The sequence below is a fragment of the Nocardia sp. NBC_00565 genome (genome assembly GCF_036345915.1).
In the GTDB taxonomy this organism is placed as follows: domain Bacteria; phylum Actinomycetota; class Actinomycetes; order Mycobacteriales; family Mycobacteriaceae; genus Nocardia.
The window spans coordinates 4,690,167-4,715,454 of the sequence record NZ_CP107785.1; the positions used below are offsets into that span (position 1 = coordinate 4,690,167).

17 protein-coding genes are annotated in these 25,288 nt (G+C 65.9%); 1 reads left to right on the forward strand and 16 read right to left on the reverse strand.

The window, feature by feature from the left end:
* Window positions 1–4: 4 nt before the first annotated feature.
* The 14 genes from eccE to OG874_RS22405 form a co-directional block, all read right to left on the reverse strand.
* Window positions 5–1,732, reverse strand: a complete 1,728-nt coding sequence (gene eccE, locus OG874_RS22340) for a type VII secretion protein EccE (protein WP_330257065.1) — start codon at window positions 1,730–1,732, stop codon at window positions 5–7.
* Window positions 1,729–3,084 carry a type VII secretion-associated serine protease mycosin gene (mycP, locus tag OG874_RS22345; RefSeq protein WP_330257066.1) on the reverse strand — a complete coding sequence of 452 codons (1,356 nt, stop codon included), beginning with the start codon at window positions 3,082–3,084 and terminating at the stop codon, window positions 1,729–1,731. Before mycP ends, eccE begins: the two co-directional genes overlap by 4 nt.
* Window positions 3,084–4,616, reverse strand: coding sequence for a type VII secretion integral membrane protein EccD (gene eccD / locus OG874_RS22350; RefSeq protein WP_330257067.1), 1,533 nt, complete (start codon window positions 4,614–4,616; stop codon window positions 3,084–3,086). Before eccD ends, mycP begins: the two co-directional genes overlap by 1 nt.
* Window positions 4,613–5,932: a MinD/ParA family ATP-binding protein gene (locus tag OG874_RS22355; RefSeq protein ID WP_330257068.1), complete on the reverse strand. Its 1,320-nt coding sequence runs from the start codon at window positions 5,930–5,932 to the stop codon at window positions 4,613–4,615. Before OG874_RS22355 ends, eccD begins: the two co-directional genes overlap by 4 nt.
* Before the next feature lie 369 nt (window positions 5,933–6,301).
* The gene (locus tag OG874_RS22360) at window positions 6,302–7,132 is read right to left on the reverse strand and encodes an ESX secretion-associated protein EspG (protein WP_330257069.1); all 831 of its coding nucleotides are present in this window, start codon (window positions 7,130–7,132) and stop codon (window positions 6,302–6,304) included.
* A gap of 9 nt (window positions 7,133–7,141) precedes the next feature.
* Window positions 7,142–7,453, reverse strand: a complete 312-nt coding sequence (locus OG874_RS22365; RefSeq protein WP_330257070.1) for a hypothetical protein — start codon at window positions 7,451–7,453, stop codon at window positions 7,142–7,144.
* Between the two features lie 54 nt (window positions 7,454–7,507).
* The gene (locus tag OG874_RS22370) at window positions 7,508–7,906 is read right to left on the reverse strand and encodes a WXG100 family type VII secretion target (protein WP_330257071.1); all 399 of its coding nucleotides are present in this window, start codon (window positions 7,904–7,906) and stop codon (window positions 7,508–7,510) included.
* A gap of 41 nt (window positions 7,907–7,947) precedes the next feature.
* A complete protein-coding gene (locus tag OG874_RS22375) occupies window positions 7,948–9,261 on the reverse strand; it encodes a PPE domain-containing protein (RefSeq protein WP_330257072.1) in 1,314 nt (437 codons plus the stop codon).
* 30 nt (window positions 9,262–9,291) lie between these two features.
* A complete protein-coding gene (locus tag OG874_RS22380; RefSeq protein WP_330257073.1) occupies window positions 9,292–9,609 on the reverse strand; it encodes a hypothetical protein in 318 nt (105 codons plus the stop codon).
* 144 nt (window positions 9,610–9,753) lie between these two features.
* Window positions 9,754–13,701 carry a type VII secretion protein EccCa gene (gene eccCa, locus OG874_RS22385; protein WP_330257074.1) on the reverse strand — a complete coding sequence of 1,316 codons (3,948 nt, stop codon included), beginning with the start codon at window positions 13,699–13,701 and terminating at the stop codon, window positions 9,754–9,756.
* Window positions 13,702–13,760: 59 nt separating this feature from the next.
* Window positions 13,761–15,296, reverse strand: coding sequence for a type VII secretion protein EccB (gene eccB / locus OG874_RS22390; RefSeq protein WP_330257075.1), 1,536 nt, complete (start codon window positions 15,294–15,296; stop codon window positions 13,761–13,763).
* A 22-nt stretch (window positions 15,297–15,318) separates the two neighbouring features.
* Window positions 15,319–17,079: a type VII secretion AAA-ATPase EccA gene (gene eccA / locus OG874_RS22395; RefSeq protein WP_330257076.1), complete on the reverse strand. Its 1,761-nt coding sequence runs from the start codon at window positions 17,077–17,079 to the stop codon at window positions 15,319–15,321.
* 463 nt (window positions 17,080–17,542) lie between these two features.
* Window positions 17,543–18,424: a hypothetical protein gene (locus OG874_RS22400; RefSeq protein WP_330257077.1), complete on the reverse strand. Its 882-nt coding sequence runs from the start codon at window positions 18,422–18,424 to the stop codon at window positions 17,543–17,545.
* Entirely contained in the window at window positions 18,424–19,368 is a 945-nt protein-coding gene (locus OG874_RS22405) for a C40 family peptidase (RefSeq protein WP_330257078.1), read from the reverse strand. The genes OG874_RS22400 and OG874_RS22405 overlap by 1 nt, the downstream gene beginning before the upstream one ends.
* Before the next feature lie 515 nt (window positions 19,369–19,883).
* Here OG874_RS22405 and OG874_RS22410 point away from each other — a divergent pair.
* Window positions 19,884–20,795, forward strand: a complete 912-nt coding sequence (locus tag OG874_RS22410) for a hypothetical protein (protein ID WP_330257079.1) — start codon at window positions 19,884–19,886, stop codon at window positions 20,793–20,795.
* Between the two features lie 290 nt (window positions 20,796–21,085).
* On the opposite strand, the gene OG874_RS22415 is transcribed toward OG874_RS22410, so the two are convergent.
* Together OG874_RS22415 and OG874_RS22420 are read right to left on the reverse strand one after the other, a co-directional pair.
* A complete protein-coding gene (locus tag OG874_RS22415) occupies window positions 21,086–23,344 on the reverse strand; it encodes a hypothetical protein (protein ID WP_330257080.1) in 2,259 nt (752 codons plus the stop codon).
* 8 nt (window positions 23,345–23,352) lie between these two features.
* Window positions 23,353–25,254 carry a type VII secretion target gene (locus OG874_RS22420; RefSeq protein WP_330257081.1) on the reverse strand — a complete coding sequence of 634 codons (1,902 nt, stop codon included), beginning with the start codon at window positions 25,252–25,254 and terminating at the stop codon, window positions 23,353–23,355.
* Between the last annotated feature and the right edge of the window lie 34 nt (window positions 25,255–25,288).

A 25,288-nucleotide genomic window follows, 5' to 3' on the forward strand; every position in this document is an offset into this window, starting at 1 on the left:
CCCCTCAGCTCGTCCGATGACCATTGGGCTGCGGTGCGGCCGGAATCACGGCTCCGCTGCCACCCGCGGTGATCGCGGGCTGTTGAGTGTTGGAGTCGAAATACCGAGTTTCGCCCCGTGGCTCGATCAGATCCACGCGGACGGTGCGCATCGGAATGCTCACATCCACCGCGGTCGCGCTGACCTGATCAATCGCCAGATCGACCGACCGCCGCCGCGGTCCACCCGGCTCGCTGATGGTGACGGTGGTGTGTGCGGTCGAGGCCTGTGGCGGCATGTTGTCGAAGACCGTGATCGTCGCCGACGACGGCGCCGGACTCGCTTGTCCGCCGTCGCCCCCAGCTCCGGCCTCCGGCGCCAGACGCAGGGATTCCGGGTCGCCGACCGCGGCGACCAGCTGCCACCAGCGGTGCGGACGTCCCGAATGGACCTCGACGTCCGCACCGACCACCATGGCGCGCAATACGATCTGCTGGGCCACCGGTAGGTCGGCGTGCACGTCGATGGTGCGTCGTCGCGGGTTGAAACGGGCCGGGTCGACCAGCGGCAGCGCCAAGGTATGTCGTGGCTGTCCGCTGATGGACCCGAGAATCTGCCCGTTGGGGCCGATCGCGATGGTTAGTTCCGCGAAGAGTTCATCGGGGGCGATATCGTCACCGGATTCATCGGTGGGCACCGCGCGAATCGAGGTGCCGGTGGGCAGTGAGGCCAGCAGTGCCGTGGCCTGCTGGCCGGTCAGCGGACGCAGATAGTCCGGCGGCGCGTCCGTCACGGGCGGACCGATGTAACGCGCGATCGCGCGTGGCCCGGCCGCGGCATCGGTGAGACTGACCACCAGGGTGGTGCGGCCGCGGTTCCAGGACCAGCAGTCGTCCAGGCCCGCACCGTCGAGCCGGTTCCAGTCGATCAGGAAACTGGTCACGCAGCGTCCAGGCACCGACGATTCCATGCAGGTCCAGGTCTCGCGCAGATCGCTGAGTTCGACACCGGCGTGCAGCAGCCTGGTCGCCTCTATCAACGCGGTCGCGGGCAGTGCGTGCGCGGCGATACTGCGTTCGCGCAACCGGCCCGCGATGCGATGCGCAGCGGTAGCCAACGCCTTCGGCGCCACCACCGCACAGGGCCCGCGCCGCTGCAGCAGTTCCAGGTTCCGTTCCATATCCAGCCGGACGACCAGCCAAGTGAGGCGGTGACCGACCACCGGATGCGAACCGATCAGCTGGTCGTACAGCATGCTGTAGTTGCCGGTCGACCGGACGCGCTGTCCGGTGGTCACGATGTCGATATCGACAGCCAGGCCGAACTGATCGAGTAGTCCGCGCAACGCGTCGACCGGCACGGTGTCCTCGGTGTAGATGGATTTCTCCGCGATCACCGTCGGCAGGTCGAGGTTGGGGGCGAGCTGGATCATCGCGGTGAGCCAGGTGCCTTCGGCACGAATGCCGCAGACACCCGCGGCAACCTCCACATCCTCCACCGCCGCCGGACCGGTGAGCGCCCTGGCTCGGTCGGCCCGGCCGAATCGGTACTCGGCCCAGTCGATCAGCCACCGGCTGGTGGTGCGGCCGTTCACCTGCACCGCCACGGTTACCAGCAATACCGTCACCACCGCGGCGCTCGCCCAGATCGGGGTGTGCACCGATAGTCCGGTCACCACCAGGCTGCCGCCGACGACGGCGACGCCGAACGGACCCTGTTCGATGCCGCCGACCCGAATACTCGGAAGGCTCACCGCCGCCTCCGGCCCGCGGAATTCGCGTAGCTCGCGCCGAGGCCGAGCAGGATGGCGGCGAGGATGACCGCCGCGGCCGTGATCATCGGCCGCCGGTCCTTGGCGCGCGGCGGCGCCGGCATGGTCAGCACCGCGGACCGATAGAGACCGACGGGCGGCCGCGGCGCGGTGCGATAGCTGAGCGCGGCGACCGGATCGATCATGCCCGCGCCGACGGTGTTATCGATCCCGCGCGCCGGAGCATGGGCGCTGGCCGTCAGTCTGGCCATGATCTCGGCCGGGGTTTCGTTCGGGAACCGGGACCGCAGCAGAGCAGCCACGCCGCTGACGTAGGCCGCCGCGAACGACGCGCCGCCGACCGGCACCAGCTTGTCGGGTTCGCCAACGCCGTTGATCAGTCCACTACCGCCGGGACCGAGCGATTCGATCGCGGTGCCGGGCGCGGCGACCGAAACCCACGGACCGGTCAGCGAATCCGACATCAGCGCACCGGTCGCGGTGGTGAAACCAACGGTGAGCACATCCGTGCCGAACCAGCCCGGCGCCGAGACGGTCTTGACATCACGCCAGTTCCGCGGATCCTCGGGGCGGGTCAGATCGATATCCGGATTCTGCTCGCACCCCATGGCGCTGGAGCTGCCCGCGCCGGCCACGATCAGTGCACCTCGAACGTGCACGGAGTAGCCGATCGCCGCCGACAATATCGACTGATCGATCGGCGTTCCCACCTTCACACAGACCGGCAACGCGACCGTGATCACCCCGGCGCCCAGGTTCGCCGCGTGCACGATCGCCCGTGCGAGTGCGCGGATGTCCATGGCGATCTGTTGCGGCGCATCGTTACTCGGCTTGTCGAGGCTGAAGGCACCGGAGCGGTAGCGGATGGAGACGATCTTGGCGTCGGGGGCCACACCGGCGAATCCGTCGCTGGGGTCGGAGGTAGCGCCGATGATGCCGGCAACGAGAGTGCCATGGGCATCGCAGTCGGAGAGGCCGTCGCCGCCGGTCGCGACATAGTCGCCGCCGCCGATCAGATTGGGTAGCCGGGAACTGGGTGTCACCCCGGTGTCGATGACCGCGACGGTTGCGCCCGCGCCGCGGCTCAGTGCGCGCGCCCGAGGAAGATCGAGCGCCAGGTCCGGCGGCGGTACCCGCGTGAGGTCGCTGTCCTTCAGCACACCGGCCGCCAGGCAGCCCTTGTCCTGTTTCGTCGGCAGTTCGGGGCCGGGTGCCTCATCCGGCGGCGACGCGCCGACCACCACCTGTGGTGGCTCCACCGCCAATGCCGGTGCGCCGCAAGCGATCAGCGCGACGCCGAGCACCACCGCGACCGCGGTTGCGCCGATTCGCATCAGATCGCCCGCATCGCGGTGTAGATGCCCATGATCCAGCAGGAGATGATCGGAATCACCAGGATCAGCGCATACTCCACCAAGTCGATGATCCGACGGGTCACCGGCGAGAGCCGCCGACCCGGCAACTGCACCGCCGCGACACATGCCGCGATCGCGGCCGTGGTGACCGCCAGGACGACCAGCAAATGGGCGGGCGCGCTGCCGTAGGTCCCGATCAGCACGAGTCCGACGCCGACCACGACCGCGGCCGCCGCCGTGATGAGCGAGATCGCTTGTACTCGGTCCGGGAACCAGCGCGATCGCATTGCGAGCAGACCCGCGATGGCCGCGGCCAGCACGATCTCGCGGATCCCGCCCGGACTGGACGCGGCCGACACTACGGCGGCAAGCGACAGCAGGACCGAGGTCGCCGCGATGAGTCCGCGCAGACTCGTCACCGCCAACCGCGCCCGCTTCTCGATGCCGACCCCGGCCCGTTCCCGATGGCGTTCGGTCTCCTCGCTGCTTTCGAGATCGGCATCGTCGCGCGCGGATTCGGCGTCGAAGATATCGGTCAGGGTGGCCGGTGCGACCTCGTTGCCGGGATCGGGCAGATCCGGCGGACGGATCCGGGCGATCACCACGGCCAGTCGCGGCGCGGCGGTCAGCAATATCAGTCCGACAAACGCAGCGCCGCCGGCCGCCTGGTCCACCGAAATATTCAGGTAGGTAAGGGGAATCGATACGGCCGCCGCCGTAGCGCCCAGTACCGTCACCGCCATCAGGGTGGCGATCCCCAGCCTTGTCATGCGCATGATTGCCGCCGCCGCGATCGCGGCGACAACCGAACCGGCGGCCAGGTTGGCCGCTTCGAACGGCCCCGGCTCACCGTATGCGGGTGGCACCAACATCGCACCGCCGGCGAACAACAGCGGAATCGCCGACAGCGCCAGCCCGAGACTGATTCGTGGCGCGAACTCACGGCGCCGCGCCTGCATGGCGCCACTCCAGGACAGCACGCCGAGCAGCAGCGCGGGCAGGGCATACCACCAGACCGACCCGGTCTCGGTCCACGCCCATGACAGCATCACCGCGATCGCGACAGCTCCGGCGCCGAGCGCGGACAAACCGACGATCGCCGCGGTGTCGGAATCGAATTCGGCGAACTCGCGCTCATTGATCAGCGCCAGCGCATCGGTGATGTCCTCGACGACCGGTGTGAACACCTCTGCCGATTCGACCGCGGCCAATACCAGCACCGTGCCGTCGACGACATCGTGGTCGGCGAGGCTGCGCCAGCGCGGCATCGGCGCCTCCCCCGGCCGAGCCAGGCTCCACTGCCCCGTCGGCGGCGTGAAGTCGACGGTCTCGTCATCGATCGCCTTGGCCAGCACGACCAGCAGATCATCGATGAAAGTCTCGATGGTGAACTTGGTCGGCACCACCACATCGACCTGGTAGCTGGAAACCAGGACCGCCATCCTGGCCCGCGCCACCTCGGCGGGCGCCTGCGCCGCGGCGCCGGGCGGCGAAGCAACGGCAGTGCTCATCGCCACCCTCCGGCGGCCCGGCCGCCACCGGTGCCACCAAGATAGTTCGGGAAGCCGTCCGCGATCCCGGCCGCGAGTTCTTCGAAGGCGAGCAAGGTTTCCTTTTCCAGCAAGCGCAGGTCGATCTCGCCGCCTTCGGCCAGATGGACGTCATAGGGCAGGATGCAAGTCGGGCGCTGCCCGGACGCGAACAACTTCTCGATCGCCGAGACATCGACGACCGGCTTCGACGGTTGCTGATGCACGATCGAGACTACCGATTTGGCGATCAAATGCTGCATGCCGTGCGAACTCAGCCAATTCAGCGTGGCCACCGCACCTTTCACCCCGCCGACGGTGGGCGGGGTGACCACCACGACGGCATCACTGGTCTGCAGCACGCTCTGCGTTATCGAATCCAGCACGCCGGTACCGCAGTCGACGAGCAGCAAATTGAAATGGCGGCGCAAAACCTCGACGGCCGTGGTGTATTCGCGGCCCGAGAGCGCCTCGTTGGCCTCGACGGTCCACGGCGAGGCGATGACGGCCAGATCGGCCGAGTTGATCGACATGAAGGACTGCACCGTCGAAAACGCCTCCAGGTTCGATGCCTGCGCCAGATCGCGCAGGGTCAGACCATACGGGTGCGGTGCGGTGCGGGTGGGCAGATCACCGAAATCCGGATTCCCGTCGACGGCGACGACCCGGTCCGGGCGCAGCGCCGCGAAGGCCGAGCCGAGGGTCGCGGCGGTGGTGGTACGGCCGACGCCGCCCTTCACGCTGATCACCGCGATCTGGTAAGTCGTGTTGAGCTGGCGGCGGATTCGGGCGCGACGATCCTCGGTGCGCTGCTCGGCGGGCGAGAGACCCAGCCGGAATCCCACCTTGTTCAGCGCGCCACGCACACCGCTGCTGGACTGCAGCCTGGCCCGATTCGCCGCGGCGATATCGGCCAGCAGGTCCATCGAGGTCATCGCGGCGGGCAGCACCTCGACCCGCGGCGCGGAATCCGTCGACGAGCGATCGATCCGGTCGGGCACCCAGTGGTTCGCCGCCGCGGCCTGGTGCGGCGCGGTGGTCGGTTGCCATGGCGTGGCGGTGTTGTCGATGTGCTGCGCGGTTTCGGTGGTGGAGTTGGAGCCCATGGCGCTGCCGGAGCCCGTTGCGACACCGGGTCCCATGGTTGTGCCGGGTCCAGCCGTGGCGCTGGGGCCGACTGTGCTGCCGGGAGCGGTGGTGGTGATCCGCGCCGTAGCCGGCTCCAATTCCGCACGAGCCGCCCACGATTCCGCCGCCTGTGGCAGGGGGCCAGCAGAATTCTCGTGCGGCGCAGCCATATTGGAAGCAGATGGGTTGGACGCAGACGTATTCGAGGCAGCTGCACGCGCTTCGACAGCCTCGGGGCCGCGGTTCTCCGATTCGGCCGGGCCATCCTGGCCCGCCGGGCCCTGCGGCCGCGACTGGTCGGGCGCCCCGATCACCGGTTCACTGTAGCCATGATACGGGCGGGCCGGCGCGTTGTCTGTCGCCGATCCGCTCCCCTCCTCCGGTGCGGCCTGCATGAAAAAGGCGTCGTAGCCGCCCTTGTTCCGGACGGATTCAGCCGGATGACCATTCGTACTCGGCGCTCGGCCCATATCTGTCGTCCTCTCGAAAAACCCAGTGCCATCGGTAACCACTGCGCCTCAACAACTCCAGCACGGCGGTCAACCAACTCGACTGGTGTCGAACCAACTTCGGCCCGGCAACAGTTCGACCAGCGCTCCGATGGCGGCATACAGGGCGGCGTCGTCACCAGGAGCGTAGGTCGATCGGACTTCCCCGTCCATCGCCACACTCGGCGTCACGATGACCCGTCCTGAAAGTGTATCGAGCACACTCACACAGAACTTCGGCCGCTGCTCGTTACCGTCCTGGTGTTCGATCACCACTATCTCCGCGCGCCGCACCACCTCATCGAGTACCCGGCTGAGCACACCCGCGGTATGCGGCTGCGCACCCAACTCCAGCAACGCCCGCCGACATTCGTCCTGATCAGCGGGCACCTCGCCGAGTTCCGCCTGGGATGCGGTCATCGGCTCGAAACTCAGTGCCGGACAAGCGCCCAGCGCGGCGGTCACGGCGGCGCAGATGGTGTCCAGCTGGCGTCCCTGCTGGAATACCGGCTGGATGACAACCTCGTCATCATGGCGCACCGCCAGTACATGCGTTTCGCCGTGCCGGACCAGCGACATCCGCAACATGCCCTGCGTTTCGCCGTCCAGCCCGGTATCCAATACCCGCGCAACCAATTCCATATCCGGGCGGTAGAGGCATTGCAGCCAATCCTCGACTACCGGGTGCACGCGATCGCCGTCGATGATGCCCACCTCGGTGAGCTCCTGCGCGACGACAGCGCGCACCCGTTCCAGGTCGTCGAGTTTGTAGACATTGGGTAGCAATGCCAATACCGGCGGATAGGAGTCGATGCCAGCCATGTCTTGCAACAGCAGCGCGGCATCGACATTCAGGTCGATCGCGATCGGATCGGTCTCCACTGCCTACCGTTATGCCTTGATCGCGCCGAACCTGTTGCCCTGGAGGATATCGACCTGGTTCATGTCGCCACCGCTGTTGGTCTTCACCTGAAGCTTCTTGTTCAGCTGCTCGACCCGGCTGTCGTACTGGGTCAGCTTGTCCTTGAAGGTATTCATGACCTCGGTGTACCCACCGGCAGCCGAACCCTCGAATTCCTGGATGAGCAGGGCGTGGAGCTGGTGGAGGTTCTCACTATTGTGCTTCATCGCCGCGGTGAGCGAGCCGATATTGCCGGTGGCCGCATCCGCGGCACTGTAGTTGAAGTGAATGGGCTTGGTCATTGGAATGGCCTTTCTTACTCCTGGTTTATTGTTCTACTGCCACGCCCGCGCTCGTCAGTACGAGGTGGTGTCGACCTTCGACATGGCCTGCGTGGACATCACGTCCGCGCCCGACTGGAATCCATTGCTACCCGACGGGACGAAGTTTTCGCCACCCGAAGCAGCTACCACCTCGGCTGCCGAATCCAAGTCGTGAGCGTCGATCTTGACACCAGTCTCGGTCAACGCGTCGATGATTTCCTGCAGGGTTGCGCCCAACGACTTGCCAGCGGCGAACGCCTCTGACAGTGCATTGTTGATCGCCGTACCCGTGGCGCCCGAGACGGCCACGTACAGCTCATCCGCGGCGCTCGACAAGCCGTTGAGATTGCTCTCGAGCTCGCCGAGGCAGGCTGACGTATTCGCGGCACCCGTCTTCAGTTTCGTCGGGTCGACGTGAGTAAAGTGAGCCATTTGTTGTTCCTCTCCATCAACTGGAATTCGACCTCGGCGATTTACCGCGGAAGAACAGGGATATTCGAGTCCGCATCGTCGTCGGCTCGTTCGATGACACCGACCAGAACTTCCTGATCGGCAACCGAGTCCTCCGGATGATCGGTGTATTCGATAACACCGATCACCGGCGGCTTTTCCAGAACCGGGACTTCGTACTGCTCACCCGGCACGAAAACCTTGCCAGGCTTGCGTTCCTCGTCGCGGCGCCGCCGCCGCATCCGAGCATCGGCCGCGACCGCCCGGCGCGGCGGGCCGCCACGAGCCCCGGGGCCGGCCGATACCGGATTCGACGCGGGGCCGAAGGCCGTACCCGGCCCGCGCAGCCAGTTCGACGGCATCCGGAATCCGGTCGACGCACCAGGCATCGAGCCGAGTCCGCCGCGCACCATGCCGAGGGCCACGAGACTGCCGACACCACCGTTCAGACCTGCCAATGTGGATGAATCCGCTGAAGTTCCGTAGAAACCCTGCTGATCCATGGGCGACTCGCCGGTACCGTCCATCGTCGAATTACCCGCGGCGTTATCCAGCGGCGACAGCGCTTGATCCGCATCCGCTGGTGGCTGAGCGGTGTCGCCCGGGGTCTGAGTCGGATCGGTCGGTGTGTCGGTCGGGTCGGTGGTGGGCCTGGTGGTGTCCGTCGGGTCGTTGACATTGTCGGTGCCGGTATCGGTGACATTGGTGGTCGTGCTATCCGGCGTTCGCACAGTGGTTTCGTTGTACGACTCGGGTGCGGTGTAGCTGGACGTCGGTGAGAAATCCCCGCCGCCGCCGGTCACGATCGGCGGGGCCTCGATGGGCGGCGGAAGCGCGGCCAGCGTGGGCGCGAGAGCGGCGGCGTAGCCGACCATCACGGCGGTGGCCTCGACCTTTATCTCTAAATACTCCAACTCCTGCAACAGGAGCGCCGGCGCGGCCGGAGTGCCTATGGCGAACGCCGAAGCGGCCTCCCGGGCCCGAAATGCGGCGAGGTGGATTGCCACAACCCCCATGGCCGACTGCGCCGAGGTGTAAATATTCAGCGCTTGTTCCGCCAATGCAGCGGTCTGCGTGGCCACAAGGGCCTGCTCGTTCAACCATGCCGCATGATTGCGGAACGCGGCCTGCGCCTGGTCGGACGATAGGCCCTTATACGTTCCGCCCATCTCGGTCATCGAGCTGTCGGTGTTGGCCGCGGCAGCGTTCAATTGCGCGGCCATTGCCAGATAAGCCGCCGACGTCAACATCAACGGCATGATGCCGGGACCGCCGAGTAACCGGCCGATGATCTCCTCCGGCGTCTGCGCGAGGAACATAGGCAATGGTGCTGGCATATCATCAGCCTTCGCTCGGACCGTCCTCGACTACTTACCGAATTTCACTCCGGTGGTGTGAACCTCGAGGCCGCCGTCGATATCAGAAACGACGTAGGCAACGCTGACGTCGGGCAACGCGGCCGCGCCCGCGGCTCCCCCCGCGACCCCGTCGGTTGTGCTCGGGAAGAACAACTGCGCATGCTTTGCGAAGGCCTGGGGAATCATCGCGCTGACGTCATCCAAGCCGGGCTGAAGCGGGAGGGCGGCAGGTACGGCCGAACTGAGCATCTGCATCAGGTCGGCCGCACTGATGCCGAGTCGTGCCGCGATGACCGGGAGATGCTCCGGAACAAGATCGAGGTTCATGGAAGTCTCCTAAACGACTGGCACCATCTCTTGGCAAGTGGTGCAGCAGGAACACTCTGTCAAGGAGAACGCTAAGTCATTCCCAACCATGGGAATGACAGTCGATCGAAACCCGAAAGTATGTGTACCCACTACCGATCCCGATCAATCCTCCGGTGGTGTCCACGCCGACTGCACGAGATCCTTGCGCGAGTGCAGCGGCTCGACGAAGATGCCGCGCCCCACCGGCTGCTTCATCGGCTTCACATCGCCGATGAGCATGCCGTCCAGTTTCGAGCCGTCCATGATGAACCCAGAGGAGTTGAGGTTCTTGATCTGGCCGAGCACGTTGTCGTACATCGCGGTATCGGCCTGGGCGATATTGCGTGCCACGATGACATGCAATCCGGTGTCGCGGCCGTCGATGATGATGTCCTTCAACGGTTCCAGCGGATTGCGCAGACCGCGCTGAGCGACCATGTGGTAGTCATCGATCACCACGAAGATCTCCGGACCGGTCCACCACGAGCGCTCCTTGAGCTGCTGTGAGGTGACACCATCCGGTGGCCGGCGGCTGCGCATCTTCTCCGCGAACGGCGGCAGCCCGTCGAGCAGGTCACGCTCACTGGTCAGGAAGCCGATCGACTGCTCTTCCGAGATGGCGTCCATATGCTGGCGCCGGTAGTCGATGAGCAGCACCCGGGCCTGATCCCTGGTGAACTGCCTGCGGATCGACTCGAGCAGCGCGCCCAGCACCGTCGACTTACCCGAACCGGATGATCCCAGCACAACGAAATGCGTCGAAACGCCGAAATCGACTGCGGCAGGCTGCAAGTCGGATTCACGGACACCGAACGGCACCACCAGCCGCTGGGCCGGGGTCCTCAGTTCCGGTCGGCCCGCGAGAATCTCGTCCAAGGTGATCTGCGCGGGCAGCAGCTTCACCTCGGGCGCGCGGCGGCCCTGGTAGGTCCGACGCAGCTGGTCGATCGCGGCCGTCATGCCCGCACCGGCCGAATCGGCCTCGGCGGTCCCATCGATGCGCGGCAGTGCGGTCAGCATGTGCAGCGCGTCGTTGGAGATGCAGCGGCCGGGGCGGTCCGGCGGGATCGCCGTGACCACATTGCGATGATTCATGAACACCGTGTCGGTCAGGTCGCCGAGGCGCATCTCCAGTCGGGTCTGGATCAGATCCTTGATGGCCGGACGGACCGCCGCCCACCGCGAGCTGCTGATCACCAAATGGATCCCGTAGTTCAGACCCTGCAGCGCGATCGATTCCATCACCGGCAGGTACTCGTCGAAATACGGTCCGGTGACAGCGAATCCGATATCCCAGCCGTCGACGACAATGAACACATCGCCGTGATTGTCCCCGCGGGCGGTCAGTTCCGCGGCCTCCCGCGGCGAGGTGCGCCGCCGCCGGAACTCGCGCATGGAGTCGATGGCCAGTTCGCTGAACAGCGCCTGCCGACTCGCGATGAGGTTGGTGACGAGCGCGAAGGTCCGCCGGATCCGATCACCGTCGCGGGACGAGGCGACCGAACCGACGTGCGGCACATTGCGCACGCCGGACAGACCGCCGGAGAAGTCGAGGCAGTAGAACTGCACCTGCTCCGGGGTATGTGTCAACGCGGCGGCCATGATCAGCGTCTGCAGCGCGGTCGACTTACCGGACTGCGGACCACCGACGACCGCCACATGGCCGCCCGCGGCGGACAGATCGACCGACCACACATCCTGACGCTGCTGGCGCGGCTTGTCCACGATCGCCAGCGGCAGCTGCAGTGCACCGGGGGTCACGGCGGACAGCAGTTTGTCCAGGGTGGGCGGCACGGTCAGCGGCGGCAGCCACATCTTGTGGGCCGGCGTGCCGTATCCGGCCAACTGCTGCAGCGCCGTCTCCATCACCGTCACCGGCTCGCCATCCGGCGTTTCCGGCTGCTGCACAACGGGTTCGGGTTCGACGGGCGCGGACCGCGCCTCCACGATATGCGCCGTGGTGAATTGCTGAGGTGGCCGATAACTCCCGCCGAGCCGCCGGGCCCGCTGCGCGCCCGCTGTCGAGGCCTGTGCGGGCGGCGTGTACGGCGAACCGACATAAGCGGCCTGGAAGCGCTGCAAATCGCCCGAACCGACCCGCAGATAGCCCGAGCCCGGCTTCTTCGGCAGGTGATAGGCGTCCGCCGTGCCGATGGCGTCGCGGGAGTCCGCGGTCTGGTTGGTGCGCAACGCGATTCGGTAGGACAGGTGCGCTTCCAGCTCACCCATCCGGTTGGCGGGCACCTTCTGCGAGGCCAGCAACAGGTGGATGCGCAGCGAACGACCCAATCGGCCGATGGCGACGAACAGTTTCGAGAAGTTCGGGTGCTGCTCGAGCAGTTCGGCGAATTCATCGAGGATGATCAGCAGGGTCGGCATCGGGGCCAGTTGCGCGCCCTGCTCGCGGGCCCGCTCGTAGTCGGCGACGCTCGCGAAGTTGCCCGCATCACGCAGAATACGTTGCCGCCGACCCATTTCGCCGTTGATCACGTCTTCCATACGGGTGACGAGATCGGCTTCCTCTTCCATGTTGGTGACCACCGCGGTCACATGGTGCAGGCGGTCGAATCCGAGGAAGGTCGCGCCACCCTTGAAGTCGACCAGCAGCAGGTTGAGGACGTCCGGCGGATGCGTTGCCACCGCCGAAAGCACCAGGGTCCGAAGGAATTCCGACTTTCCGGAGCCAGTGGCGCCGATGCACATACCGTGCGGGCCCATGCCCTCCTCGGCCGATTCCTTGATATCGAGATACACCAGGCCGCCGACCGGGTCGTAACCGAACGGAATGTTCAGCCGGGCCCGGTCGGCGTCGCGCCGCCGCGGCCACTGCCGCTCGGCCCGGATCGCGCCCGGGTCGGTGATGCCGACCATTTCTTCCCACGTGGTACCGCCGCTGGCCTGATCGGCCACCACCGCCTCGACGACCGTCGAGAGCCGGTACGGAGAGATGTTGCGGGCCAATGCCGTTGCCGCGGCGACCGACATCGCGTCGGCGACCCCGACCCGCCGCAACCCGCGCGGGCTCACCTCGTGCAGCGCCCGATCGGCGTCCACCACGAACCTCAGCGCTCTGGGCAGGGTTTGGTCGGCCCGGCCCAGCCGCAGCCAGGTACAACCGTCGACACCCGAAATATCACGGTCGGTGGCCGAGCCACCGACATCGACGATCAGCAGATAGTGCTTGCGATCCAGCGTAGGTTCGGAATTCGCGGAGAACGGACCGCGGTTGAGCCCGGCCAGCGCCTTCGCCCGCAACTCGGCGACATTGCGGTACACCATCCGGCTCGAACCGATCGCGTCGGTATCGCTGGCGTGCTGGGTATGCGGCAACCATTTCAGCCAAGACCATTGCGGCGCATCGGGATCCGACAGCACCGCCGCGACCGCGATCTGGTCCGGACCGTGCAGCACGGCGATCTCGGCGACCATCGCCCGCACCAGGGCGGCCACCGCGTCGGTATCCCCATCGATGCCGACCTGCGGCGCGGAGAGCAGATTGATCGCGACCGGCATGCCGCCGACGGTGGAGTATGCCTTCGCGAATCGGGTGACCTCGACGACGCCGACCGGATCCAGATCCGAGGTGGGCGCGGCCTCGGGCACGATGACCCGGACCTGGTTGGCGATCCGGCCGCGTCCCACCCGGACCCGCAGGAATTGCGGACTGGCGACCTGCACCTCCCACATGCGCTTGCCGCCGATCAATCCGGCGATCTCGGCCGGACCCGGATGGGTGTAGCGCAGGAAGGTATGCAACTCGGCCTCGGCCGCGTGCACGGTCTTGCGGTTATCGGTGATGCTGCGCAGATAGTCCTTGCGCTCCTCGTTGAGACTCGCGGCGCCCCCGCTCGCATTGCCACCGAGCGCACCGCCCATCATGCCGCCCATCGAGACCAGCATCATGATCGGGAACATCATCATCATCGGGTTCATCTGCCCGCCGCCGCGGAACATCATCACCATCATGCCGCCCATGGCCGAGACCATGATGACCGGCATGATCATCTTGAGCCGGGACGGCGGCACCGGTTTGGGCAGTTCGGTCGGCGGCTGCAGGCGCAACTCGGTCACGGCGGGCGCCTTCGGTCCGCGCACCATCCGAGCGGGTCGCACGAATCGGCGGGTGGCCGTCACGAGGTTCCACCAGGAAGTCCGGCGACGGCCTTATCCGTCGGGATGCCATCGTGCTGGAGCTTGGCGTCCGACTGGGACAACGTGGGGCCGACGGCGAACAGCGATACGACGCTCCACGGCGCGGGGACTGGATTGCGCAAACCCAACGCACCGAGCGTCTGTGCCGCGTCGCCTTTGTCGTTGGTGTCGATGCCGTACCGGACGCCGCTGTCGGAGATCCAGAACATCGACTCCCGCCGTGGCGAGCCCGGATCCTCGCCGGTCACCTGGACGAATCGGCCGGTGGTCCGCGGCATATACGCGGCGTCGGCGGTGGTCCCGCGCGATCCGGTCGCGGTGACCAGGAAGACAGTTCTGCCCTGCTCCTCCACTGTCAACGGCAGCTGCCGTCCCACCAGCAGTTCGATGGCGGCATTCGGATCGGTGCCAGAACGCGACCAGTGATAGCAGGTCACACCGAGTTTTTGCGGATCCACCACGTGGACCGGACGGCTCGGATAGGCCGCCGTGCCCGGCCACGCGCCCGGTCGCAGATTCGCCGCGACCACATCGGGTCCGACCGTCCTCGTCCCGACCGTGCCGTGCGAATCGGCGTTGCGGATCATTGCGGCCAGTACCGAATTGATCTGCACGACACCGGATTGCGACACCAGATAGTAGGAGGCGCCACGGTCGGGCGTGGATACCGTCAGCACCGAACCGACCGGAACGCTCAGGCCCGAGGACAATGTCTCGGTTTCACCCGAGCCCGGTACCGCGGGCACCCGCAGCGGCGGCGCCTCGGGGATGGCGGAGATGAAGCCCTTCGAGGCGGAGACGACCGTCGAGGTCGGATCGATACCCAGCGCCAAGATCACTGCCGAATCGCGCAGATCTATTGCCGCGCGGACGATCCCCTGCTGGGGGTCGGAGTACACCAACCAGGTGGTGGTGTCATCGCGCAGCAACCGGGCCTCGTCTGGACCGAGCCTGCGGATCGCATCACCGTCGACGGTGAGCGGACCGCCGATCGCGGTGGTCTGCACCGGCGACAACGCGACCGTCGGCAATCCGGTCGTCGGATTGACCGGGGCGGCCGCGCCGATCTTCGCGGTATCGCACACCGTCCATGACGAATTCCGGTCGGTGGTGTCGGCGATCGTCCCTGGCGCACCCGGAATACCGACCCAGGGTCCGCGCGGGTACTTGGCCAGTTCGTCGCGGGAAACCGGCACCGGGTTGTCCGCCGAACCGATGATGAGCCGCGCCGAGGTGAGATTCAGCGCCGGATGCAGTCGACCGCCGACGCGCACGAAGAGCGCGCCGGTGTCCTTCTCCGAGACGATCTTCGAATCCCCCACCTTCTTGGCGGGCTTGAAGAATGCCAGCACCGCCGAACCGGCGATCAGCACACAGGCGAGCGCGATACCGATCGTCAGCGCCGTCGACCGGCCGCGCTGCGGATCATCGATCATCGACGCGTCCCGGCGGACCAGCGCGTGCTCGATGCGGCGCAGCAGAAAACGCCACCCCGATATCTGGTGCTTGGTCACCACCCGGAAGCGTGCCACCAGGTCAGCCCGTCGCGGCCGGCGCCAGGCCCGTCAACGCCGCGGCGATATCGAAGGCGTCGATGGTCATCAACTCTTCGTTGGTCATCGAAAGGATGTCCGCGTTATCCCTGGTGAAGCGATAGTCCCGCTCAGCCTCGGCAGCTTCGACCACGTTGCGCACGAACCGACCGTTGCCCGCGAGATCGATCAGCCGCCTACCGTTCCTGGTCTGTTCGGCGAGCGTTTCGCAGCGGTCGCGCAGGACTTCCTTGGCCCGTTCGGACAGGATCGAATCCTTCTTGCGCGCAATGTAATCGGCGATGCGCACCAATTCGTCCGCGTCGTAGCTGGAGAAGCGGATCCGTTTGGTGAAGCGGGAGGCCAGACCGTCGTTGGAGGCAAGGAACCGGTCGATCTGGTCCTCGTATCCGGCGATGATCACGACCAGTTTGTCGCGGTCGTTCTCCATCCGGGCCAGCAGCGTGTCGACGGCTTCCTTGCCGAATGCGTCACCGCCGGACAGGCCCTCCTGGACCAGGGTGTACGCCTCGTCGATGAACAGCACACCACCCAGCGCGGAGTCGATCAACGCGTTCGTCTTCGGCGCGGTATGGCCGAGATGGGTGCCGACCATATCGTTGCGGGAAACCTCGATCACTTCGGCGTTCTCGACCACGCCCAGACCCGCGAAGATCTTGGCGATCACCCGGGCGATGGTGGTCTTGCCGGTGCCGGGCGGGCCGGAGAAGATCAAATGCTGAGAGCGCGAATCGACGGCGAGCCCGCGCTTGGCCCGCACCTGATCCATCAGCACACCCGACTTGAGCCGGTCGACCTGCTCCTTGACCGAGTCCATGCCGATCTGCGTGCGCAGCAAGTCGGACGCCTCGGCCAGCAACGACTCCCGTTGCATCTTCGCGGCCGATGCCGCGACCTCGGCCGGGTCGTCACCGGACTTCGGATCCCACTGGTTGCTGCGCGAGGCGATCACCTCGGCGGTGGTGATCTCGAGTCGAAATACCTTGTCCCGCACCGCACGTTGCCACTCCGGGCGATCCGGCCACAGCGCGGAGCCCTGCAGCCCCTTGAGGATCTTGTCGGCGGCATCGTGATCACCGTCGTGGCGCAGCAGCATGCCGAGCAGGTAGTGCGCATCCGCCCAGATGTAGGACAGATTGCCGGATTGGCTGTCCTCGACGATGCGTTGCGCGCGCGGCATGGCCTCACCCAACCGGCCGAGGTGCGCGAGCGACTGCGCGGTCATCAGTTCGGCCGCGATATCCAGCAGGCCGTCCTCGAGCGAGGGCTTGGCATTGCGCGCGGTGAGCACATCGAGCCACTGCTTGGTCCGGAAGAACAACGACATACGCACGAAGTCGGCGACGTCATCGCGCGCCACCTCGTTGAGAATGGCCAAAGCTTCTTGCCATTCGCCACCATCGGCATAGGCGCAGGCCTGAGCGATGGCGATCTGATCGCGATCCGCCATGGCCACGCGCAGCCCGTAGATCCCGATCTCGACCTGGCACCACAGTGCCCGATCGACCAGTCCGGCACGCTGCTGATCTCGATAGAGATTGTGCACCGAACGATAAGCGCCGTAGATCACCTCGGCGTTGACCTCACCCGCCATGGCCCGCCCCAGCCAGGCATCGCACATGTCGGGGTCCAGATCAGTGGCGGCACGGAAGGCGGCCGCCGCTTGTTGTTCGTTTCGTACACCGCCAGCGACCAGCGCCAGACTCTGAACACCTGTGTAGAACGCGTCCTCGGCCGCAGACAACTCGGACTTCCCTTCCGACGATCTCGTTGACCGAAGATAGCTACTTCGGGCCCAACTACCACGTTGATCTATTCCCAACACTGGGAAGCCGCGGCAGCCTTGGCGCAGCTAGTTAGTTGTTCAGAGTCATTGGCACGCTGTTGAATGTGCCGTCATTCAGCGGTATGATGAATTCGGGTCGACGGTACCTCATCCCGAAGACCCAGCCCCTCCATCGGTGACTGGAGGCCGAAATCCGGCAGCCCGCTACCGCATGGCGAATGGTGGATCGTCAACCCTTTACCTCGGCGATTCATCCGTGCGGCGGCCGGTCGACACCCCCCACACATCGTCGGCCGCCGCACTCCGCTGGCCTCACGGCCCCTTGTCGGCAACCCTTTTCCTTTCCCGCATGGACCGCTGCCGGTCGCCGATCTCTTTTTCCTCCCCACGACCCGCGGCCGCCGTTCCTCGCCGGGCAGCGCTACCCCCGATCGCGGCGGCGGACCGTGGGCACCGTCACTGTCGACCGGACCACTTCCGGCTGGCGGGCGAGTTTCGACCACGGTGTTTCCCGGGGCTTACGTGCCGTCGTCGCACGGCTGTCCACGGATCGGGAAGCCCGGGCGGACACCACCTTCGGAGTAGTCCCGTGGGCCGTGGAGGCACGAATGGCGCGAGCCCACGGCGTGACGAACCCCCGCGGACGGGTCTGCTTGAGCTGCTGCTGCGCGGGCAGTCCGGTCCCGCCGTCGCGGATCAGGCCGCGGCTGGTCTCGGCCACCTCTTCGGCGAAACTCACCGTATGCCGCAGTAGATCCTGGGCCCGGCCGTCGCTCGGATTCGCATCGGCGAAGACCCCGGTAAGCATGGTGTCGATGCTGCGCCCCAGCGGTTCCAGGGATTTCGCGATCGCATCGGCGACGATGTAGCCGACCAGCGTCCGTTCCAGCTGCGAACACAGTCGGCGTGCCGCGGCCGCAACCGACGGACCGATCGTCCCGGCTGCGGGAGTGGCCATGATGGCCGCGTAAGTCGTTGCCAGCGCGGCGAGTTCGGCGAGCACCACGGTCTTGGTCGCCGTGATCACCTGCGCCACCGCGTCCAGCGCCTTCGCCACCACAGCGCACGCCCGGTCGAGCTCCGCCAGATGTTCAGCGCTCGCACTTGCCTTGGTCGCGACCAGATGCGGGTCGACCGAGCCCGCTCCCTTGCTGATGCCGGTCGCGGGTCTCCCCAAGATATTCGTGGCGAAGGCGCGCACCTTGACGGCGAGCCCCCGCATCTCACCCTCGTCGATATCCGGATACCGGACACCGCAGCAGTCCAGGAAGTAGGCGAGCTCCGGCGCGATGCCCTTGGCCACTACAGCACCCGCACGACGACGGCGTTATCGGACATACGCGACCATTTCACCGTCGATCCCGAGTACGGCGCCTCGATGACCATGCCATTGCCCGCGGCGAGTTGAACGTGCTCGGGTCCGCGCGCGCTGAATGAACTTGCGGGAAAGACCAAGTCGCCCGGACGCACATCATGCGGTGACACCCGCACCCCGCTGTAGATCTGCTCATAGGTGGTCCGGGGCAGCACCACATGGCCATCGGAGGCCTGGGCTATCGCGTACTGGGTCAGCCCGGAACAGTCGAAGCCACCCCCGCTCGGTCCGCCCGCGCCGCCGCCGCCCCAGATATAGGGCGTGCCGAGCCAAGCGCTGGCCGCGCCGACGGCCTTGCTGCCGGTGGTCCCGTCCGAGGGCACCCGCACCCGGCCACCGCGGGAGAGGACCGCCGAGCGCGAACGGGCCCGGCGGCGACGTCGCGTTGTCGTAGTCTTGCGCCGGGTTACCTCTTTCGTGGTGGCGGGCGCGATCTGGGCCGCCCGCTGCCGGACCGCCACGACATCGGAATCGACCTGCTTGGTGGCATTGGCAATAGTGGTCTGTGCCGCATCGAGCAATGCCGGTCCACTGAATCGGGTATCGCCGACCGATGCGATCGCCAGCGCGCGGGTACGGAACTCGGAGATCTGATCGGCCAGTTTGTTTCGGCCGTTGATGGTGCCGTCGCTCGATTCGGCGACTGCCTTGTACACCACGCCATCTCGGCCGGCGTGGGATTCGGTCATCGCCGTCTGCAGGCTGCGCGCATCGGTGTAACCGACCGCACCCGCGCCAGTGTGCGCCTGCAGCTGATGCGTGATCGCCTCGACGAGGTTCATCGAGCTGCCGGGGTCGGGCTGGCCGTCACCGTAGAGCCCGAGCAATGATTGCAGCACGCCGTGCAGGTCGTCCGTCAGTGTGGGCGCCATTCCATTCCTTCCCAGGTCTGGGATTCATACGACTATGAGGCAAGTGCGCGATATTCGGACGATTCGCATTCCCAACGGCGGGAAGCCGGGACAATATGAGGAACTTACAAGAGAGGCGGTGTCGCGACATGGCAGCAGATGGGACGGAAACTGCCATGGGAGGCGTGCAAACGCTGTTCTCCGCACCGATCTCGCCGGGTTTTCCGGGCTCCCCTGCCGCGCCAACTCCCGGCTCTCAGGCTCTCGATTCGCAGGCTGCCGACTCTCCGCCCCCGGGCTCTCCGACTCCGGGCTCCCCAACTCCCGGCTCTCCGACGCCGGACGCATCGACAACCGGCGCGCAAACCTCTCCACCGCCCCCGCCGGCCGGGTCGAATGGTACGGGCGCTGCCGACTCGTCGAGCACTTCCAGCAGCGCCAGCCCGACCTGCGACACCAACAAGACTGGTCACTACTGGACCGTTGAGCTGACTGTTCCGCCGGGCGCGCATACCGGTCTGAAATCCTTCATCGCCTTGGCCGAAACCGAAATACAAACTGCGGTCGACCTTTTGGGTCGGGGCGCGACCGAGCCGCCGCCGAATGTGGACGACCTGATGAAACCGGTGGTCTACGAGAGCCTCGGCGAGAGTATTACCGCCGATCAGTACGAGGCGGCGCTCGACAAGGTGGAGACCACGCAAACCGCTCTGCTGACGATGGACGAGAAGGTGATGAAGACCGCCATCGTGGTCCAGGCCGCGAACGATCGGACGCTGCGTTCCATCAAGACCGTGGTCAAGGACCTGAACATCAAACTCGCGGCGGTCGGTTCGGCCAAGCTCAAGGCCACGCAGGAGGTGGCGCTCATGAAGGCCATTGCCGCGGCGGTCGAGGATGTCTACGAAAAGGTCACCGCCGTCGCCGATGCGAATGCGGATATGGCGGGCGACTCGAGCGATTCGAGCGATTCGGATTCCGACAGCAGCGGCTCCAGTAGCGGCAGCAGCGATTCCGGCAGTGGCGGATTGGGGCAGATGCTGCAGAGCCTCGCGTCTATGGTCCCGATGCTGGCGATGGCGGCCGCACCGGTTGCCCAAGAGCTCCTGACACAGAACAAAGACAAGGACAAGGACCAGCACACCGAAGGCGCACAGCCGCAGGACGCACAAGCGGCACCCCCCGGAACCGCCCCCGCACCGGGCAGCCCCACCCCGGCACCGGCTCCCGGCGCCACCGGGCAACCAGCGGCCGCCGCACCGGCGGATCCGAATGCGTCCGGATCGGCTGCGCCCGCGGCGAATTCGCCCCTGGTACCGGCTCGCGCGAACGTCCGGCGATCGACCACAAGGCCGCCGGGATCGACTGCGACCGGTGCGGACACCGAAGAGGTCGAGAATGTCGACGACGAGATGGACGAGCCGGATTCGGCGGTAGTGCAGGCATAGTCGTCGGATCGACGGGCCCCCGCCGGAAATTCGACGCGGCCGGGGGCGAGTCGAATCGCGGCGAGCGCGAACACAGCCAAGTCACCGATGCCACCGATTCGGCTGCGATACAGGCAAAGTCGTCGAACCCGACATCGATCCTGCCGGAATCCGAACCGGCCGAGATCGGCTCAGGACGTGGACACAGCGGAGTCGCGGATGCTGACGGCACATCGAGTCGCCTGCAGCGCAGGCATTGTCGCCGAATCGATGCGAACCCCGACCGGAATCCGTCCGGCCGGGGATGCGACTCAGGTGGCGGCGGCGGGCGCGCTCACCGCGGGCGGTGCCGCGGGTGCGGTCGGCGGGGCCGTCACCGCACCCGGTGTGGCCGGAACGGCCGCCTGCTGGGTGGTACTGACATCGGTGCCACCGGGATGGAAGAACCCTTGGAAGTTGCCATAATCGCCGCCACTCGGCGGGTTGTTCGGGTCGAGTGGAACGAGTTGACCGTTGACAATGAACTCGAGTCGACCACCCTCGACAACCACCAGTCCGGTGCGATTGTTGTCCCACTGCACCACATCACCGGTCTGCAGGTGCGAGCTGTCGACCTGATTGCCCGGAAACGTCCCCGCAGCGGGAGTGCCCGCATATGCCGACCGCGCATCGCTGCCATTCGGATTGTTCAGTTCCTTGTTCACCGCCTGCGCCACCGCCGATGACACCTTCTGCGTCGACCCATCGGGCAGCTTCATATCCACCATCGAATTGGGTGCGTAGACCGCTGGCGGCGATGTGGGCGATGCGGATACCACACCGGATGTGGCATCGGTCAGCGTGGCCGGTTGGGCGGTCCCGGCCTGCGCCGTCTGCTGCGATTCGGCGGCGCGGCGACGGTAGTAGGCTTCGTCCGCGCTGGCCTGATCGCTGTCCTGTGGCTGCTTGTCCTTATTGAACATGCCCGACAACGCCTGCATCATCATGTACTGCTGCATCGCGTTGCTGCTCGAATCAGCACCGCTGTTGTTGGCGGTCGACCCGTTGTTCGCCCCGTTGTTGGACGACGTCGTGCTCCCGTTTTGGATCTTGTCGATCGCAGAATTTATCGCAGACAGTATTGAGGAATTATCGCCGCTAGTTCCCGTTGTCGTGTCCTCGGTGGTGGTGCCGGACGTATCGTCGGTGCCACCCTCCTCACCGGAGGTCAGCAGGTCTTTGAAACTGTCACTCCAATCGGTGGGGGTCGTAGTGGTGTCGGTGGTGCCGCTATCATCGCCGCCGTTCTGCCCTGCGGCCAGCCCGGCATTATATCCGGCTTTATACCCGGCGTCCTTGCCTGCCTTGTATTCGGGCGTTTCCTTACCCGCCTTATCTCCATTGTCGGAATTTGCCTGTTTCGCATTGTCGACGATATTGTCGACAGCCGTCACGGCCTTATCGATAAGACCGAAGAGCGGCATCTCTATGTCGGGCAGAATGCGTCTGTAGGTTTCGTATCCCATCGTTCCTACGGACTTTACTTCCGTATCTTTCTCGGTGACATCGCGCAACCGATCGTCGAGTACGTTGACCTGGTCCATTATCTTTCCGAACGCATCGCTGTTGACCTGTGCCGTGTCGAGCGCGATCGAACGGATCTTCTCGTCCAGATCTTTGAAGTGCTTCTTGACGTGCGTGTCGTAGTTGAGATATTCCTCGTTATAGGAAGTGGTGATCGAGGATTTATTATCCTTGTCGGTCAACCCCTGGTTGTGCAGCCAGTCCCCGACATCCTCGGCCAGTGCGGCCTTTCCTTTTGCGAAGCAGTCCGCCTGCAACTGCATCGCGCTCTGCGCCTCATCGATCGCGATGCGCAATTTCTCGGATTCGGCCGGCGGATGGTACAGCAGTACCAGTTTCGCATGCTTGGGGTCCCCCGCCTTGCGGAGGGTCCGCACCACCTCATGGGTTTTGGGGTCGATGAGCTTGATGCTGCCGTCCGGATCGACCTTGATTTCGTAGTTCGACGAGAACAGGTCGGCGGCGTCGGCCCCGGAGTATCCCCACAGCTGATTGCCGTCCTTGTCGGTGAGAATGAGCTCATTGTCCGAGTTCAGCTTGACCGTATAGTCACCGTTGGTGATCGAATCGCGCGCCTTGCCGTCGGTGACAGCTTCGGATCCTTCCGGAGCCAGGTGCTCCCAGGGCAGTACCCGGTCGGTACGGCGGTCTTTGACATCCGGGAGCTTGTTCTCGTCGGTCTTCGGCTCGGCCTTCGGCGTGTCGGGCTTCGGCGGATCGAAATCGCCAATTTTACCTTTATCCGCTATATTCCCGGACGTTTCTTTGGAGGCAGAAGTGCTCTGGTAAATCCGGTCCGCGTTGTACGGGTGTAGATTCCCGTCCTTGTCGACGATATTTCTATCGAAGTAGTCTATGTGTTCGCGGTGCCCGTCGTCTTTGACGTAGTAAGGCGATAAGGTTCCGTCGCCAGATTCCTGGTAATAATACCCTTTGGTCTGCGGCGTTCCCCCGACGACGTATTGGAACTTGCCATCAACGTACTCATAGAAGCTACCTGCACTCATGGCACCTCTCAACCCCACCGGTTGTTATCGGAAGACACGACCCGTTCATTCGATTCCGCAGTAACCCGGTGTATATCGACCGGCCGTTGATACCGGCCGCTTTCCGGTGCCGCCACAACCGCCGCAACATCCGCGAACACCGGATGTTTCACGACCTGCTCATATGCGTATACCTGATCGCGCAACTGCTGCCAGCTGGTTTCACCGTCCAGTAGAAGTACCAGTTCCGTGCAGCGGCGCTGGAAAGCAAGCGCGCGCAAAGCGTCGGCCCGGTCGTCGGCACGTAGGTCGCCGAGACCCATATGGGCGACGGGGACCCGGCGGGTCAACAGACTCGCCGCGAGCAGCTCGTCGGCAGCGCGCAGCTCGTCCCACCACTGCCGTGGAACCTCCTGCCCGGCTTGCAGACCGGCGATGATCCGATCCCGCAACCGCGACATCTCGACCGCCTCTGCCGGAACGGACCCGGTGCGGGCGAGCCGCGCGTGCGTGTCAGCGGCGAGTTCCAGACAGCGCTCCCGCAGCGGCGCATCGGGCGCGGCGACAAGGTGTTCCGGGGCATTATGTTCGAAGGCATCGTTGGGTCTGGTCAGCCCGAGCCGATCGACCGTGCCCACGGCAGGTATCCGCAGGTCGACGTCGGCGGCGGGACCGATCATGCCCTCGGCAATGCCGATACCGAGTTGGGCACGCAGCCGCGCATCGATCGGACCGGACGACGCGAGCGCGGTGAGTTCGGCACCGGCCTTCGCCCCCCACACCCGGCCGAACTCCACCAATACCCGGGCCGGATCGGCGATCCCCTCCCAGACCGCGGACGGGCTACCGGTGCCGTCGTCGAGTGTTTTGTCCCACAGCCAGGGTGTGGATACCTCACGCGGCAAGAACAGGCCCGCCGGCAACCAACCGCGGCCCTCATTGGTGGTGATGAACAGCCCCGCGCCATACGAACCGCGCAGTACCGCCACCGCCCACGACACTCCGACCACCGTCGACTCCGTCGCGGCCAGCACGGCGGCCAGGAAGGTACGCGCAACCACCAGATCATCGTTCACCGGTGCATCGGCCACGCGCGCCGAACGGGCCGCGCGTTCACGGGCCGCAGAGACCGCTGCCGGCAGCGTGCCCGGCGACGGCGTCGCGGCGCTGGGTGCGGTTGCGGCGCCATCGCCGGACGATGTGGGTGCCGACACTCTGGCGCCCGGGCCAGCGGGCGGGCCGGACGGGCCAGCGGGCGGCGGCGCGGCCGGCGCACTCACCGCTGGACCGGGCGAGACGCTGCGGGCCGGGCCCGTTCCGGCGGCGGACGGAGGCGCGACAGTCCCGGCCGGTCCCGATATCGGCGGAACCGAGACGCCGGGGCCGGACGGGACGATGGGCACGAACGGAGCCGGGGGCACGAACGGGCCACCTGTGGATGGCTGGCCCATCGGGCCAGGTTCTGCCGAGGGGGGTTGCGGCGGAAGCGGTTCCGTCGGGCGAGACTCGGCCGGGCCGGGTTCTGCGGGACCGGGTTGTGCGGGACCGGGTTCCGCCGGATGGGGCACGGCCGGGCCGGGATCCGACGGTCCGGGTGCCGACGGATGGTCGGGACCCGGCCCGATTCTCACCTGGCTGATGTCCCGGGCGCCCTCGTCATCGGACCGTTCGTACTCAGCGGCGGCCTCTCGCAAGTTCCGCGCCGCGCGGAGATGTTGGTCGGCCATGGCATTGCCAGCCCGCTCCCGGTCGTCGTAATAGCCGTCCATTGCCTGTTTCACCGGAAGGGCGATCGGGCCGTAATTGTGGATAAAGCTTTTCAGCCAGTCATCGGGCCGCTTAGCCCAACGCCGGACCCGTGCCGCGGCCTCTTCCTGCGCGGCGGCCAGTCGGCGCAGCGATTCGGGGTCCATGTCCAAACGGCCCGGCATTGGTCAAACAATCCTTTCCACACCCGCGACACCC